Below are 15,649 nucleotides of genomic sequence, written 5' to 3'. Positions count from 1 at the left end.
AACATTCTTAATGTATCTCTGGTATTATTATCTTCAGGCAGCGCTCAACGCCGCCAATCCCAGCTGAACGGAGTGTTTTTTCAATGACAAAAATACTAATCGTCGACGACGACAAAGAAATCGTCGAATTACTCAACATCTACGTTAAAAATGAAGGCTACGACAGCGTTCTTGCCTATTCCGGCAAAGAAGCGATGACCAAACTCGCCACCAACCCCGACATCGCGCTCATGATCCTCGATATTATGATGCCCAGCATGTCCGGCATTGACGTGATCAAAGAAGTCCGCAAAGACTCTCAGATCCCAATCATCGTGGTCAGTGCCAAAACCGCCGATATGGACAAGATCAAGGGCTTGATCACCGGTGCCGACGACTATGTGGCCAAGCCTTTCAATCCCTTGGAAGTCATGGCCCGAGTCAAGTCGCTGCTGCGCCGCAGTGCCGGCCAAGTGACCAATGAGGCGCCCGAAACGTTATCGGTGGGCCCGTTGAACATCAATAAAGATTCCCACGAAGTAACTACCCTGACCGGGAAGACCATTCAATTAACTGCTTTGGAATTCGGTATTCTCTACTTATTAGCCAGTCATCCGAACCGGGTCTTTTCAGCCGATGAGATTTTCGAACGCGTCTGGCAGCAAGAATCCATCGTCAGTGCGAAGACCGTGATGGTCCACGTATCCCACTTGCGGGACAAGATCGAAGCGGCGACCGGCGGCGAAAAGGTGATCCAGACGGTTTGGGGTGTCGGGTATAAGGTTGAGGCTTCATGATTCCAAAAAAAGTAAAACTGACCGGCCGTGAAAAAAGCGAGCTGATCATTGAAGGTATCGTTACCGTCGTGCTCCTGATTTTGCTCAACTTTGCCGTGCTGGTCTTGATCACCCAGGTGCTGAACAGTTCACCCCGGGTCCAGGATGGCATTTGGCTGCTGAAAATTGGCCTGAACCAGAACAACACACTGCAACTCTGGAGCTGGCAATGGCTATTCGTCTTTTTGATGGTCATCGTCGATGTAATCGTCGTCTGGTGGCGGCTGATCCGCCGCTATCACCAAATTCAGATGCGTCATGTGATTCGGGAACTGCATTACATTGCCGAGGGACATTTGGGCCACCGAATTCCTTTCTTAGTGAAAACAGACCTGCAAAAGGTGATTGATTCGATCAATGCCCTGGTGGATTCCACGGTGCAATCCATGGATGAGGAGCGGCAGATTGAGAAATCAAAGGATGAGCTGATTTCTAACGTCAGTCATGACATTCGCACCCCCTTGACGTCGATCATCGGTTATCTCGGTCTGATTGAGGACCGTCAATATCATTCCGAAGAAGAGCTGTTGAAGTACAGCCACACGGCCTACGTGAAGTCTAAGCAGATGAAAGTGCTGGTAGACGACTTGTTTGAATACACCAAAGTCCGGCAGACTGGCACTCATTTGAATACGACCGAATTTTCACTGACTAATTTATTGGCGCAGCTAGCCGCCAGTTTTGAGCTGGAGGCAGAGAAGAAGAAAATCAGTATCGATATTGATACCACGCCTAATCCGCTGGTCATGACGGCGGATCCGGAGAAACTGGTGCGCGTGTTCAATAATCTGCTGGTGAATGGGTTGAAATACGGCAAGGGGGCGACCCACATCTGGTTGACGGCGCAACAAGTCGGCAGTGAGGTGATCATCAAGGTGGCTAACGACGGCGCGGAAATTCCCAATGATTCGCTCAGCCACCTCTTCGACCGGTTCTACCGGGTCGAGGAGTCTCGCTCCCAGGAAACCGGCGGCTCGGGGCTGGGCTTAGCCATTGCCCAGAGCATCGTCGCGCTTCACGGCGGCTACATTTATGCCACCTCCGATGCCAAGATGACCAGTTTTGTCATCTATCTCCCGGCCGCGCCCGGTAAGCCCGTTGCCAAACCAGACGCCATTAAGCAAGTGGAACAAGCACGTCATCAGAAAGTGGGAACTCAAGATCATGCAACTGCGTAAGAAGAATTGGGTCAGCCTCATTGTCCTGTGGCTGACCTTACTGTGTTTGGGCGCTGCCGCGCCAATCGCGCAAGCGGCCGCAGCGCCGGTGAATACCAGTACCATCACTATCGGTGCCAAGGCCGGTGTCGCCTTTGATTTGCAGAGCGGCAAAGTGCTGGCGGCTAAAGATGATTTGACCGCTTATCCGCTGGCCTCGCTGACTAAAATTGTCAGTCTGTACGTGATCCGCGACGCCATCAGTCACGGCCGCCTGCAATGGACCGACACGGTCACGCCCAATGCGGCGGAAATCAAACTCAGCCAGGATACGAATTTATCCAACGTGCCCTTAGCCAATCACGCCTATACTGTGCGAGAGCTTTACGATGCTGGCTGGATCTACTCGGCGAACGTGGCGGTGATGCTGCTGGGCAATAAATTGTCCGGTTCGCAAAAGGCTTTTATTAAAGAAATGCAGGACCATCTCGATGCGTTAGGCATTCAAGACGCCACGATTTATACGACCAGCGGGTTGAACAATAGTTTGATTCCGGATAGTCTGCGGGTGCCGGGCACGCCCAGCGATGGCGAAAATAAGATGAGTGCTGCCGATATCGGTCTGGTTGTGCGCCATTTGCTGCAGACGTATCCCGACGTGCTGAAAGATTCTGCGGTGGTGCATAAAAACTTTGCCGTCACCGATACGCAGACTTACGCGATGACCAACTGGAATGCCTTGCTCACTGGCAACTCCTTGGCGCAAAGCGATCTGCCAGTGGATGGGCTGAAGACCGGGACGTCCGATCTGGCCGGCCAGTGTCTTGTTGCCACCATGCCTTGGCAGGGTCGGCGGCTGGTCAGTGTCGTGCTCCATGCGGATGGGGCCGAAACCGATAATGCCAAGCGCTTCACTGCCACTGCAGCATTGCTGCGCGCAGTAAATCAGCAATGGCGGCCGGTGACGTTAACGCCGAACAATACGAAAATTGCCAAACTGTCAGTAACTGACGGCAAACAGGATGCGGTGGCCGTGGGCCTGGCTAAACCAGTCGTGGCGTGGCAGCACAACGGCCAGTTGGCCACCCCGGTTTTGGCCATGGGTAGGAAAGCGGCGACCAGCGCCCCGGTACAAAAGGGTGATCAAGTGGCCAGCACGTCTTTGGCGGATGATAGTTTGGGCTATTTGCCCCGGGTCAACACCCAGCAAGTCAATTTGATTGCTACCCAGAATGTGGGCAAACTCAATATTTTTGAACGGTTCTTCCGCTGGTTAGGAAATTTGTTCTGAAAGCGGCTCGAAATTTGTCACTATGTTTTTCATTTCAAATAGGTTTTTGATATATTGAGCGTCCTCTCCCCGCGGAGCAGGGCGTTTTTTGCTAGGCCTTTCCATTTCACGTCCGCTTTGCGATTTGTTACACTTGAGGAGAAGAGACAGGTTGCAAACACGTGAACCGCTTATTTTATTGGTACGGACCAAAATTGATAAGCCTTTTCCCACACGCTCACGACCTTTTCTCTGTATAATCGTAATTGGGAACATTTATTTCGGGGTAAGGAAGAAGTTTCTCGGGGCCGTAGCGTTCTGTACCATGTTGAGCATGAAGAAAGGATGGGCGGTGTGCAATCAAATCTGTCGCAATTAGAGAAGCGTGCGTATTTATTTAATACTGGCACGTATTACCAAAGCTATGAGGTGTTAGGCTGTCGCCGGGTCACGCCGGGTCAGCCCACCTTCCGCTTTACGGTGTGGGCGCCCCATGCCCAGGGCGTGGCGATCATGGGGGAATTCACAAATTGGGAACCGACGCTGAAACTAGCCCGGTTGGCCAATACCGGCTGGTGGGTCGGGGAGACGGATCAATGCAAAATCAATGACTTGTACAAGGTCTCTGTCACCCAAGCGGATGGTCAAGAGGCGGTAAAAATTGATCCGTACGCCTTAGGCTATGAACATAAGCCCGGGGATGCGGCCATCGTACTGGATCGGCCGGACTTTGAATGGCACGATGCAGCCTGGCTTAAGCAGCGCAAAGCCAAGCGGCCTTACCATGAACCGATCAATATTTACGAAGTCCATTTCGGCTCCTGGCAGCGTCACGATGATGGGTCGTACCTGACGTATCCAGAGCTGGCGGACCGGATGATTCCCTATCTCCACGAATTAGGCTATACCCATGTGGAATTCATGCCGCTCATGGAACATTTGCTGGATGCCTCCTGGGGCTATCAGTTGATGGGGTATTTTGCGCCGACGAGCCGATTCGGCTCGCTGGTTGAATTCTTAACCATGGTGGACAAGTTTCACCAAGCGAATATCGGCGTGATCATGGATTGGGTGCCTGGCCACTTCATCCGCAACATGGATGCCTTAGCCCAGTATGACGGTACGGCCACGTTTGAATACGCTGATCCCAACCGGGCCGACAATGTTCGCTGGGGGACTTGGAACTTTGATTTGGGCAAAGCCCAGGTCCAGAGTTTCCTGATCTCCAGCGCTCAGTATTGGCTGCATGAATGTCATTTGGACGGTATTCGGGTGGACGCGGTCTCCAACATGTTGTATCTGGATTACGATGAGGGCAAAGAAGGGACCGTCAATAAATACGGGAACAATAGCAATTTGGAAGGCTTGGCATTCATTCGCAAGCTGAACACGGTGGTCTTCCAGTATCATCCGGATATCCTGATGATCGCGGAAGAGGCCAGCGCCTTTCCGCAGGTGACCGGACCGGTCAGCGCGGGCGGGTTAGGTTTTAACTACAAGTGGAACATGGGCTGGATGAACGATACCCTCAAGTTCTTTGAAATGGATCCGTTGTATCGGCGGGACCATATGAACCTGTTAACGTTCAGTTTCATGTACATGGACGACGAACAGTTCATTCTGCCGTTTTCCCATGATGAAGTGGTCCACGGGAAGAAATCCCTGATGCATAAGATGCCTGGGGACCGCTATAACCAATTTGCCAATTTGCGCACGATGTTCGTTTGGCTGATGGCCCATCCGGGGAAGAAACTGCTTTTCATGGGCAGCGAATGGGGCCAGTTCCTGGAATGGCGGTTCTGGAGTGCTCTGGAGTGGCGTGATTTGAATGATCCGATGAACAAAGCCATGCAGCACTTCACCGCCCATTTGAATCATTTGTACCTGGATGATCCCGCATTTTGGCAATTGGATCATGATCCGCAGGGGATGCAGATCACCAACGCGGATGATCCGCAAAGCGGGACGATCACGTTCACCCGCCGGAGTGAAACCACGGACGACTTCTTAGTCTTTGTGTTCAATTTGGAGCCGATTCAAAAATCACCGTACCGAGTACCAGTGCCGTTTGCTGGGGAGTACACGGAGTTGCTGAACACGGAAATGAAGGAATTTGGCGGGACTTGGACCCAGCCCCAGAAGAAGCTGATGACCATCGGCCAGCCCTATAAGAGCGAGCCGGATGCGTTGAATGTGATTCTGCCGGCGATGAGTGCGTTGATCTTGAAACCGGTTAACGTTCACCCAGCGGACCAAGCCGCACCACGGAGTAAAGGAATGAAGGGAGAGAAGGAAGTTTAACTTCCGCAATCAATGAGTACAGAAATGCTTGCTATGATTTTAGCTGGCGGCCAGGGGACTCGGTTAGGCAAACTGACCCGGTTCACGGCGAAGCCGGCTGTACCGTTTGGTGGTCGTTACCGGATCATCGACTTTGCGCTGAGCAACTGTTCTAATTCGGGGGTGAACACCGTCGGGGTCGTGACCCAGTATCAACCGCTGGAACTCAATGCCCATATTCAAAACGGCGCCAGCTGGGGACTGGCAGAGAAGAACGCTGGGGTAACGGTATTGCAGCCCTACGCGTCCAGTGAAGGTGAGAAATGGTTCATGGGGACCGCCCATGCCATTTACCAAAACATCGCTTATATTGACCTGTATTCGCCGAAATACGTATTGATTCTATCTGGGGATCACATTTACAAAATGGATTATGAAGCCATGCTGGCTTACCACAAGGCCCAGCATGCGTCTTTGACCGTTGGTGTATTGCCGGTGTCCATGCAGGAAGCCACCCGGTTCGGCATCATGAACACAGATGAGACCAACCGAATCATCCAATTTGAAGAAAAGCCCAAGCATCCTAAGAGCAATCTGGCCAGCATGGGGATTTACATTTTCAATTGGCAGACATTGAAGAAGTATCTGACCGACAGCTACAGCACAGATGGCCGCATGGAAGACTTCGGTAAAGATGTTATTCCGGCTTACTTGAGCCACAATGAGCCGACTTATGCCTATGCGTTCCATGGCTACTGGAAGGATGTCGGCACGATTCAAAGTTTATGGCAGGCCAACATGGAATTCCTGGAACCTGATAATCCGCTGGATATTGATGATCGCAACTGGCGGATCTATTCTCGGAACGACGCGTTACCGCCAATGTTTGTGACCAGCACCGCCAAGGTCCACCGCTCCATGATCGTGGACGGCTGTTACGTGGCCGGGGAAGTGGACCATTCAATTCTTTCGCAAAACGTCAAGATCGGTACCGGCTCAGTCATTCGCGACAGTATGATCATGCCCAATGCTGTGATTGGCAAGAATGTTTTGATCGACCACGCCATTGTCGGCGAACGGGCGATCATCGGTGACGGCGGCCAAGTCGTGGGCACCCCGGATGATATTGCGGTGGTTGGCTTCCAAGAAGTACTTGGCAGAATGGAGGAGGACGACTAATCATGCGTAAACAAGATATGTGTGCCATTATCGATTTGAATGAACCCAGCGAAGCCTTGGCGCCCTTAACGGACGAACGGCCGGTGGGGACCATGCCGTTTGCTGGCCGATATCGGTTGGTCGATTTTCCGTTATCCGCCATCAGCAACGCCGACATTCGCACCGTCGGCATCTTCCTGCCTAAGTCTTCCCGCAGTGTAGAAGATCATGTTCGTTCCGGTCAAGCCTGGGATATGGACACGATCACCGGCGGGGTCTTTACTTTCCCGTATGTGGCCACCCGGGATTATGATGATCCAACCAATATTCACCGCTACTACGACAATTATTTGACCTTCTTGATCAAATCCAAGAGCGAGTATGTCTTTATTACCGGGGCTCGGCATGTGTCGAACATTGATGTGAGTGCCTTGCTCCAGTTCCACCAAGCATCGCCGAACCCGATCACGGCGGTTTACCGCAGTGTTCCGACCGCGACCGCCAATCCGGAACAAGAAGCCTTTGTTTTGGATGCGGACAATGAAGTGGTTGACTTTGCCCCGAGCAAAGACGTCAAGGAACGGGTATCGAATCACACCAAGCCAATTAGTATGCAGATGTATCTAACGCGGACGGACTATTTGATCGAGCTCCTCAGCCGCGTGCAAAATTCCGGCAAGTTCATTCGTCTGCCCCAATTGATTCACCAAGAGATTACCACCGCGCAAGCCAATGCCTTTGAGTACACCGGGTATTGCGCCACGATTCACGACATTCCCAGTTATTTCCAGGCCAACATGGATATGCTGGATGAAGAGAAGTTCCATTCTCTGCTGTTCAGTCAGCGGGCCATTTACACCAAGAACAAGAACGAAGCACCGACTTACTTCGCGCCGGAAGCGGATGTCCTCAGTTCGCTGCTGGGCACCGGCGGCCGGGTCTACGGCAAGCTGCGGGATAGCGTCCTGTTCCGGAATGTGTACGTGGACCACGACGCCCAAGTCCTGCACAGCATCATCATGCAGGGCTCGCGGATCGGCAATGGCGCCGACGTGGAATATGTCATCATGGATAAGGGCTGTGTCGTCGGTCCGGATGTGAAGCTGATCGGTACGCCGGAAGCACCGATCGTCTTGAAGAAAGGTACCACGATCCTTGACCAAAGCGCGGCGGAAGAGGTGCTGCAATCGTGACTCAGAAACGCAATCAGAAGCAAACCAAGAAACAAGCGCAAAAGCAAATCCAGACCCAGACACCAAAGCAAATTCAGACGCCGACGCCGAAGCGTATCCAGCAGCCAGCACCAGCAGTTCCGCCGGAGCAGCCGCGGGAAAAGGTTCTGTTCGCCGCCAGTGAGGGCGCACCGTTCTTTAAGACCGGCGGTTTGGGCGATGTCGCCTATGCGCTGCCCAAGGCACTGGCGAAGCATGGCGTGGATATTCGCGTTGTGCTGCCGTATTACAGTAAGCTGATGCCGGCTGAATATCAGCGCCAGCTCCAATTTTTGGGCAGTATGACGGTGAAGGTCGGTTGGCAAGATAAGTATTGCGGTATTCTGACAATGAAGCTGGGCGATGTCCAGTACTACTTCATTGACAATCTCCAGTATTTCGGCCGGGATGGCCTTTACGGCTATTGGGATGATGCCGAACGGTTCGGCTTCTTTGATTTAGCGGTGCTGCAAATGCTGCAATTCGTTAAGTTCATTCCCAATGTGCTCCACGTCAACGACTGGCAGACGGCGTTCATTCCCGTCCTGCTCCACGACAAATTCAGCTGGATCGAGCCGCTGCGCAATATTCGCACCGTGCTGACGATCCACAATATTGAATTCCAAGGCCAATACGATGCCGTGATTTTGGATTCCGTTTTTGCCATGGGCCGCCAGTACTTCAATGCCATGGGCTTCAACCAGAATGGCGGAGTGAACATGCTCATGGGCGGTATCAACTTTGCCGACCGGGTGAACACAGTATCGCCTAGCTACGCGGAAGAGATCAAGACGCCCGCTTTTGGTCACGGCTTGGATGGGGTGCTGCGCTGGAATGCCTGGAAGTTGTCCGGTATTCTAAACGGGATCGACACGGAGCTGTATGATCCGGAGACCGATCCGCATTTGGCCGCGCATTACTCCGCTAAGGATTTAGCGGGGAAGAAGAAGGACAAAGCGGCTTTGCAAAAGGAAGTCGGCCTGCCGCAAACGAATGAGCCGCTCTTTGTCATGGTATCCAGACTGACCCGGCAAAAGGGGGCCGATCTGCTGGTAGACGTGGTGGATCGCTTCCAGCTGGAGCATAATTGTCAGTTCATCATCCTGGGGACCGGCGATTATGACCTGGAAGAAGCCTTCAAGCGGGTCGCTTACCGCTATCCGGGTGCCTTTTCCGCCCAAATTCGGTTTGACTCCCATCTGGCGCAAACCATGTATGCTGGCGGCGACTTCTTCCTGATGCCATCCGCCACTGAGCCGTCGGGTCTCGCCCAAATGATGGCGATGCGCTATGGGATGATTCCCATTGTCCACGCCACCGGCGGACTGCGCGATTCCGTTCAGCCGTTTAATGAGTTTACCGGGCAAGGCACCGGTTTCTCGTTCAATGATTATCGGGCTGATGTACTGGAAGATATGATGAAGTACGCCTATGATGTTTACGTCAACAAGCCGAAGAGTTATGCTCAGCTGCAGCAGAATGCCATGGCGGAGAACTTCTCTTGGGCGAATGCGTCCCAGGCTTACATTGATCTGTATACGGGTTTGCTGACACAAAAATGACGATGCAACTGCACGCCGACCACCACCAGTGTGGCCGGCGTGCCCTATATTGGGGGGATATTTTTGGCACAATTAACGGTGAATGAATTTAAAGAGCAGTTCAAGAATATGATTCTGCGGCTGTATGCCGAAGACGTCACTGACTCCGACGCCCATCAGCAGTTTACAGCCTTAGCCATTCTATTGCGGGAGCAGTATGCCCCCAATTTGAAGGAGACCCGTCAGCACTATGAAAATGACCGGGTGAAGGAAGCCTATTACTTCGCCATTGAGTTTCTGCCCGGCCGGATGCTGCAAACGACCATGCTCAACTTGGGCCTGACTGACACGATCACGACCGGTCTGATGGATATGGGTTTGGATGTCGAAAAAATCATCGATGCCGAGCCTGATCCCGGGCTGGGTAATGGCGGCTTGGGCCGGCTCGGTTCGGAATTTCTGGATAGTGCGGCGGCCTTGCACATGGCCCTGAACGGAAATGGGATTCGGTATCAATACGGGCTGTTCCGGCAAATGTTCGACAACGGCTTTCAAGTTGAAATGCCGGACGATTGGCTGCGCAATGGCAATTCCTGGGAAGTTCGGCGGGAAAACCGGGCCTGTTTGGTCCGCTTCGGCGGTAATGTTTGGATGGCGCCGGATGCCTTTGGCCGCTTGGTACCCCATTACGAGAACACCACCGATGTGTTAGCAGTGCCTTATGATACCGGTATTGTTGGGTATTTGAACCACACTGTCAATACTTTCCGGCTGTGGAGCGCGGAATTGCCCACAGATCCGAGCAAGACTTACAACTTGCAGCAAAAGGAAGATGTCAACGAAATCACGGAAATCCTATACCCGGATGATTCTAATTATGCTGGGCGTTTGCTGCGGTTGAAGCAAGAGTACTTCCTGGTATCTGCCGGCGTGCAAAGCATTGTCCGTCATTACCGCAAGCACCACCGCAACCTGAACCACATGGATGCCACGGTGGCGATCCATATCAATGACACCCATCCCGCGATGGCCATTCCAGAATTGATGCGGATTCTCATGGACGAAGAATTCATGAGCTGGGACCAAGCCTGGGCTCTGACCACCAAGGTCATGAGTTACACCAACCACACGTTACTGGCCGAGTCTTTGGAGACGTGGCCGGTGGACATGGTTGCCCAGACCGTGCCCCGGATTTACCAGATCATTCAAGAAATCGATCGGCGTTTCCGCGGGTTGCAGATTCCCGTATACGGCGAAGAGCGGGTCAACCGCTGTGCACCGCTGGGTGACGGCGTCGTGCGCATGGCCTATCTGGCCGTGATCGGCAGCCATTCCGTTAACGGCGTAGCCAAGCTGCATACCGAATTACTGGAAAGCAGTGTCTTGAAGGATCTGTACCGGATCTTCCCAGAGAAGTTCAACAACAAGACCAACGGAGTCACCATGCGCCGCTGGATTCAAATTGCCAATCCGCCGCTGACCAAGCTCTTGGATACCGAAGTGAACGGCGACTGGAAGCACCGGCCGCTGGATATTATCGGGGTCCAATCTTTTGCCAAGGATCCGACGTTCTTGAAGAAGCTGCAGGAAGTTAAAGCCAAGAATAAACGTTCTTTGGCCAAGAAGATTCGCGAGAAGCTGGATATTTCCGTCGATCCGGACCATGCTATCTTTGATGTGCAGATCAAACGGCTGCATGCTTACAAACGGCAATTGCTCCATGCACTGTACATCATCGATGAGTATCAGCAGATCAAGGCCGGGCAAAAGCTAGCGGTGCCCCGCGTGCACATTTTTGGCGCTAAGGCGGCCCCGAGCTATTACTATGCCAAGGAGATCATCAAGATGATCAACGAATTGGCCAAAGTGATCAACCACGACCCGGATGTCGGTGATCAGCTGCGGGTAGTCTTTGTCCCTAACTATGGTGTGTCCGAAGCCGAGGAGATCATTCCAGCAGCGGATGTGTCAGAACAGATTTCTTTAGCCGGTAAGGAAGCTTCTGGGACCAGCAACATGAAGCTGATGGCCAATGGGGCAATTACACTGGCCACCATGGATGGGGCCAACATCGAAATTGCGGATGCCGTGGGCCAAGACAATATTGTCATTTTCGGGATGACCGCGACGGAAGTGGCAGCGTACACCAACTACTCTTCCCAGGCCATTTACGATGGGGACAAGCACTTGCAAAAAGTCGTCAACGCCTTGGTTGATGGGACGATCCCCAATATCGATCGAGAAGGCCGCGACATTTATAATTCCCTGTTGCAGTACAACGATGAGTATTATGTCTTGGCCGATTACGAAAGTTATGCTAAGGCTCAGGACAAGATCACCACGCTGTATCAAGATCCGCAGGCTTGGTATCAAATGGCCGCGATCAATATTGCCAAATCAGGCCAGTTCTCGTCTGACTTGACGATCGCCCGGTATGGCGATGACATTTGGCATCTGACGCGGGACCAGTTCGTTAACTGATCATTAGGACCGCAAAAATACGGACAAGCCGTTGCGCTGAAAAGTGCGACCGCCTGTCCGTATTTTTAGTCTTGGGCCAGAACATCGTCTGGCACTGGATAATCGCGTACTTCACCCTTGCGAATCGCTTGTTGCAGACCGCTGAGTTCGTGGTGCACGTGGCGGCGGCCCAACGGTGATGCAAACCAGTTATCGGCCCGCGTATAAGGATCGCTGGTGCCGTGAAAACTATAAGCAATATGCGCTGGAAAATAACTGCGCATCATGTGGTAGAGGCGGTTCATGTGGTACGCGTTGGTGACCAGAATAATGCGGTGCAGCTGGTCTAGCCCAATGGTGTCCGCCAGTAGGGCTTTAGAATACCGGACGTTGGCTAAGGTATATTGGGATTTATTCTCGGTCAAAATAGCGCTGGCGGGAACGCCCATTTCTTCTGCCGCGGATGCGAGTGCCACGGATTCACCTGCCGGCTGATCTTGCCAACGGCGGCCGCCGGAAATCAGCAACCGGGGGGCGCGCCCGGCCTGGTAAAGCGCCACCGCGGTGGGCAGGCGCAGGGTCCGGGCCATCCGGCTGCCGGCCAGCATGATCACATCCCCGGCTGCCCCATCATCGGGGTAGCGGAACAACAGGGCGGTGCATTGCGCTTCAGTCAAATCGGCCTGGTTCAATTCAGAAAAAAGCATCAGTCAGTTCCTTTCAAATGCTTGCTGCCATCCTTCTCGTAGACGCGCTGTTCGTCAATATGCAGCTTATCCACGATGGCCTGCCCCAGATCCACGTGCAGAATTTCTGCTAAGCCCAATAAATAAATTGCGACGTCGGCTATCTCTTCCTGGATATTGGCCTGGTCATGCTTGAGAATGCCCCGGAACAATTCGTTCAGTTCGCCGTGCATCAGCAGCAGTTCAAAATTGGTGTCCGTGACATTGAAATGGTGATTCACTTTATTTTGGTAAACTTCTTTTTGGAGTGTATTAAGGTCTAACTGCATCCTGTTTATCCTTTCTGTTCTGTCGCGTTAGCCAACCGCTGCCATTTGCGGATTTGGGTCCGAAAGGTGCGGAAGGGGGCAACGGTGTTGATGTGGATCCATTTCCACAGCGGCCACTGGGCCGGTGTTGTTGCCCAGTGCCGCTGGGCGGGTTTAAAGAATTCCTGGTCGGAGAGGTTAGCGATCCAGGCGGTGATTGCCGTGACGTTAGCGGTCAAATGGGCCTGCAAAGCGGCCAAGTCCTCGTCCTGATACGCGTCATAGAAATGTTGATATAAACCACCGAGCGCATTCCAGCGATAGCCGGGGGCCGGCATTTGAACGGTCTGCCCGGCCTGTTCCTGCTTTTCCCAGTCCAGCAGCAGGGCCGTCCAACCAATATTGTAAGCCAGCATTTGGCCGGGTGTCCGGTCGACGCCCGCGATTACCCGATCCCGATCAGCAGGCGTCAGCGCCGCAAACTCGGCAATGAATTTTACGTAGGTCGTATCGATAGTCGTGATCAAGGCTTGCTGGTCAGCATAACTTTGCATGGGCGATTTTCTCCTTTATGGGGGTTCTTCCCTTTCAGTATACCGTGCGGCGTTTGCCTTTGGCGACCGTAAGATTTTCTTAACGGCCAAGCTAAGATTGGTAGTTTGCGCCGGGGCGGCTATAATGACTGAGTATCGTTATTGTATAATAAAGAAACACCACTACCAGTTAACGTAAAGGAGCTCATCATGATTTTTTATAATTCATTCAACCGGGACTGCCGCGACGCAGTCGGGGCGATTGTCGCCGGTCAGACCCTGACCTTGCGGATTCAAGTGACCGATCTGCCTGTACAAAATGTGGCGATCGAAATTTTCCCGGATGGGGAGCAAGCGACCAACACTCAGCGGGTCCGCATGCAGCCCCAGGCCGATAATTGGTACGTCGGCAAGGTGACGCCGCCTAGTGCGGGTCTTTATTTCTACCGCTTCATCGTAGACACGGATCCGGGTCAGCAGGCAATCTATTATGCGCCCAAGGATAAAGTATACGGCGGCACCGGTGAGGCTACCCGGGATAGTAATACCAGCTGTTATCAGTTGACGGTGCTCAGCAAAGAAGAAACCTTGCCTGATTGGTATCGCAACGCAATTTTCTACCACATCTTTGTCGACCGCTTTAACAACGGCAACGCTGATGGGCATGTTAACAATCCGAAACCGAACAGTTTTATCTATGGCACCCACAACGACTTGCCCTACTATGTTAAAGATGCTAACGGCCAAATTGTGCGCTGGGATTTCTATGGCGGTAATCTGCTGGGCATCGAACAAAAATTGCCGTACCTGCAAGAGCTGGGCGTCACAGCGCTGTTTCTGAGTCCGATTTTTGCCGCCCGCAGCAATCATCGCTACGATACGGCCGATTATGAAAAGATCGACAGCATGCTGGGCAGTCTGGCCGACTTTGACCACTTCCTCACGGCGGTCCATGCGGCTGGGATGCACGTGATCCTGGACGGGGTCTTCAACCATGTTGGGGCCGACAGTAAATACTTTGATTTGTACCACAGCTTTGAACCGCGGGAAGGGGCGACGGATTCCCCCAGCAGTCCGTATTATGACTGGTTTACGTTCACCCAATACCCCAACAAGTATGATGCCTGGTGGGGGGTGGGCGATTTGCCGACGGTGAATAAAGATTCCGAGAGCTTTCATCACTATATTGCGGATCCGAAAACCGGCGTCGTGTCCTATTGGACGAAACGCGGCGTTGACGGCTGGCGGCTGGATGTGGCTGATGAACTGCGGGACGGCTTCATTGGTCAGATCAGAACCGCGATGGACCAGTATCCCGATCGGGTATTGATTGGCGAAGTATGGGAAGACGCGTCCAACAAAATCGCGTACGGCAACCGCCACCATTATCTGGAGGGCGGGATGCTCCAGGCCGTGATGAACTATCCGCTGCGCAACCAGCTAGTGGCCTTGGTCAATGGCCAAGAATCCGTGGATGATTGGGTGCAGGCGGCTCTGACGCTGCAGGAGCATTATCCCCGCAGTGTTTTCCAGAACAACTTCAACAATATCGGCACCCATGACACGGAGCGGATCCTCACCGCGCTGGGCGGCGATACCAACAAGCTGGCCCTGCTGGTCAACATCTTCTTTGCGACGCCGGGGGTACCGTGTATCTATTACGGGGATGAAGTCGGTGTGACCGGGGGCAAAGACCCGGACAACCGCCGCTTCTTCCCTTGGGGGCAGGGCAATAAGGCCGTGGAAGCGATCTATACCGATGCGCTGCAGCGCCGCCGCACCGATCCGGCGCTGGCCAACGATGCCAGTTTCATCCCCTTCTACGGCTACCGCTGGGGCGGCATCTGGCGCCACATCGTTGACGCCCAGCAGCACAGCCACGACGCTCTGCTCGTCTTCAACCCCAACGAGATCCCCATCCTCGCTGACATCCGCCAGCTCCACACCGACAACCTCACCCTTGACCAAACCGCTTACCTCCAACAGCACATCCAAACCACACCAATTCCCGCCTACGGCTACCAGTGGCTCCCCGCCGATATGGTATAATTAACAGTGACTTTTCTCATCTAATTTTGGTAATGAAAGAGAAACGGAGATTGGGATAACGTCTCATTCCTGGTGTTCCTAGTGCCAATGCGCAGCGATCGGAGGCTGAGGGGGCTCAGTGGTGGAAACCACACGACGGCTTTGCCGTCGATGTGGTTAGGCGACTTGAAGACCGCGGTTT

12 protein-coding genes are annotated in these 15,649 nt (G+C 53.1%); 9 read left to right on the top strand and 3 right to left on the bottom strand.

Features of this window, described 5'->3' with window-relative positions; genetic code table 11:
* Window positions 1-83: 83 nt before the first annotated feature.
* The 8 genes from croR to FMM01_RS07835 all read left to right on the top strand — a co-directional run bounded on the left by croR (window position 84) and on the right by FMM01_RS07835 (window position 11,913).
* On the top strand, window positions 84-776 hold the full coding sequence (gene croR, locus FMM01_RS07870; protein ID WP_035441395.1) for a response regulator transcription factor CroR: 693 nt from the start codon (window positions 84-86) through the stop codon (window positions 774-776).
* The gene (locus FMM01_RS07865) at window positions 773-1,993 is read left to right on the top strand and encodes a sensor histidine kinase (RefSeq protein ID WP_051225493.1); all 1,221 of its coding nucleotides are present in this window, start codon (window positions 773-775) and stop codon (window positions 1,991-1,993) included. The genes croR and FMM01_RS07865 overlap by 4 nt, the downstream gene beginning before the upstream one ends.
* Window positions 1,980-3,263: a serine hydrolase gene (locus FMM01_RS07860; protein WP_150392146.1), complete on the top strand. Its 1,284-nt coding sequence runs from the start codon at window positions 1,980-1,982 to the stop codon at window positions 3,261-3,263. The genes FMM01_RS07865 and FMM01_RS07860 overlap by 14 nt, the downstream gene beginning before the upstream one ends.
* A 324-nt stretch (window positions 3,264-3,587) precedes the next feature.
* Entirely contained in the window at window positions 3,588-5,543 is a 1,956-nt protein-coding gene (gene glgB / locus FMM01_RS07855) for a 1,4-alpha-glucan branching protein GlgB (protein ID WP_150392145.1), read from the top strand.
* A gap of 12 nt (window positions 5,544-5,555) precedes the next feature.
* Window positions 5,556-6,701 (top strand): glucose-1-phosphate adenylyltransferase, encoded by a 1,146-nt coding sequence (locus FMM01_RS07850; RefSeq protein ID WP_027829639.1) that lies wholly within the window; start codon window positions 5,556-5,558, stop codon window positions 6,699-6,701.
* 2 nt (window positions 6,702-6,703) lie between these two features.
* Window positions 6,704-7,873, top strand: coding sequence for a glucose-1-phosphate adenylyltransferase subunit GlgD (gene glgD / locus FMM01_RS07845; protein WP_150392144.1), 1,170 nt, complete (start codon window positions 6,704-6,706; stop codon window positions 7,871-7,873).
* A 95-nt stretch (window positions 7,874-7,968) separates the two neighbouring features.
* Window positions 7,969-9,453, top strand: a complete 1,485-nt coding sequence (gene glgA / locus FMM01_RS07840) for a glycogen synthase GlgA (RefSeq protein WP_150393255.1) — start codon at window positions 7,969-7,971, stop codon at window positions 9,451-9,453.
* Between the two features lie 63 nt (window positions 9,454-9,516).
* On the top strand, window positions 9,517-11,913 hold the full coding sequence (locus FMM01_RS07835; RefSeq protein WP_223850021.1) for a glycogen/starch/alpha-glucan phosphorylase: 2,397 nt from the start codon (window positions 9,517-9,519) through the stop codon (window positions 11,911-11,913).
* A 65-nt stretch (window positions 11,914-11,978) separates the two neighbouring features.
* On the opposite strand, the gene FMM01_RS07830 is transcribed toward FMM01_RS07835, so the two are convergent.
* Genes FMM01_RS07830 through FMM01_RS07820 form a run of 3 tightly spaced genes read right to left on the bottom strand, consistent with a single transcriptional unit; the run spans window position 11,979 to window position 13,440 of the window.
* Entirely contained in the window at window positions 11,979-12,599 is a 621-nt protein-coding gene (locus FMM01_RS07830) for a YdcF family protein (protein ID WP_150392143.1), read from the bottom strand.
* Complete coding sequence (locus FMM01_RS07825; protein WP_027829635.1) at window positions 12,599-12,907, bottom strand: MazG-like family protein; 309 nt, start codon at window positions 12,905-12,907, stop codon at window positions 12,599-12,601. Before FMM01_RS07825 ends, FMM01_RS07830 begins: the two co-directional genes overlap by 1 nt.
* 5 nt (window positions 12,908-12,912) lie before the next feature.
* Complete coding sequence (locus FMM01_RS07820; RefSeq protein WP_150392142.1) at window positions 12,913-13,440, bottom strand: ClbS/DfsB family four-helix bundle protein; 528 nt, start codon at window positions 13,438-13,440, stop codon at window positions 12,913-12,915.
* 189 nt (window positions 13,441-13,629) lie between these two features.
* Here FMM01_RS07820 and FMM01_RS07815 point away from each other — a divergent pair, with 189 nt between their 5' ends.
* Window positions 13,630-15,468 carry a glycoside hydrolase family 13 protein gene (locus FMM01_RS07815; protein ID WP_223850020.1) on the top strand — a complete coding sequence of 613 codons (1,839 nt, stop codon included), beginning with the start codon at window positions 13,630-13,632 and terminating at the stop codon, window positions 15,466-15,468.
* The last annotated feature ends 181 nt before the right edge of the window (window positions 15,469-15,649 follow it).

Source organism: Schleiferilactobacillus harbinensis, from assembly GCF_008694105.1.
Classification (GTDB): domain Bacteria; phylum Bacillota; class Bacilli; order Lactobacillales; family Lactobacillaceae; genus Schleiferilactobacillus; species Schleiferilactobacillus harbinensis.
This window is presented reverse-complemented; position numbering and strand designations above follow the sequence as displayed.

Bases quoted from the DNA above. Each gene is read 5' to 3' on its own strand.
- FMM01_RS07860 (WP_150392146.1), top strand. From the start codon at position 1,980: ATGCAACTGCGTAAGAAGAATTGGGTCAGCCTCATTGTCCTGTGGCTG.
- FMM01_RS07830 (WP_150392143.1), bottom strand. From the start codon at position 12,599: ATGCTTTTTTCTGAATTGAACCAGGCCGATTTGACTGAAGCGCAATGC.
- FMM01_RS07850 (WP_027829639.1), top strand. From the start codon at position 5,556: ATGAGTACAGAAATGCTTGCTATGATTTTAGCTGGCGGCCAGGGGACT.
- glgD (WP_150392144.1), top strand. From the start codon at position 6,704: ATGCGTAAACAAGATATGTGTGCCATTATCGATTTGAATGAACCCAGC.
- FMM01_RS07820 (WP_150392142.1), bottom strand. From the start codon at position 13,440: ATGCAAAGTTATGCTGACCAGCAAGCCTTGATCACGACTATCGATACG.
- croR (WP_035441395.1), top strand. From the start codon at position 84: ATGACAAAAATACTAATCGTCGACGACGACAAAGAAATCGTCGAATTA.
- FMM01_RS07865 (WP_051225493.1), top strand. From the start codon at position 773: ATGATTCCAAAAAAAGTAAAACTGACCGGCCGTGAAAAAAGCGAGCTG.
- FMM01_RS07825 (WP_027829635.1), bottom strand. From the start codon at position 12,907: ATGCAGTTAGACCTTAATACACTCCAAAAAGAAGTTTACCAAAATAAA.
- glgB (WP_150392145.1), top strand. From the start codon at position 3,588: ATGGGCGGTGTGCAATCAAATCTGTCGCAATTAGAGAAGCGTGCGTAT.
- FMM01_RS07815 (WP_223850020.1), top strand. From the start codon at position 13,630: ATGATTTTTTATAATTCATTCAACCGGGACTGCCGCGACGCAGTCGGG.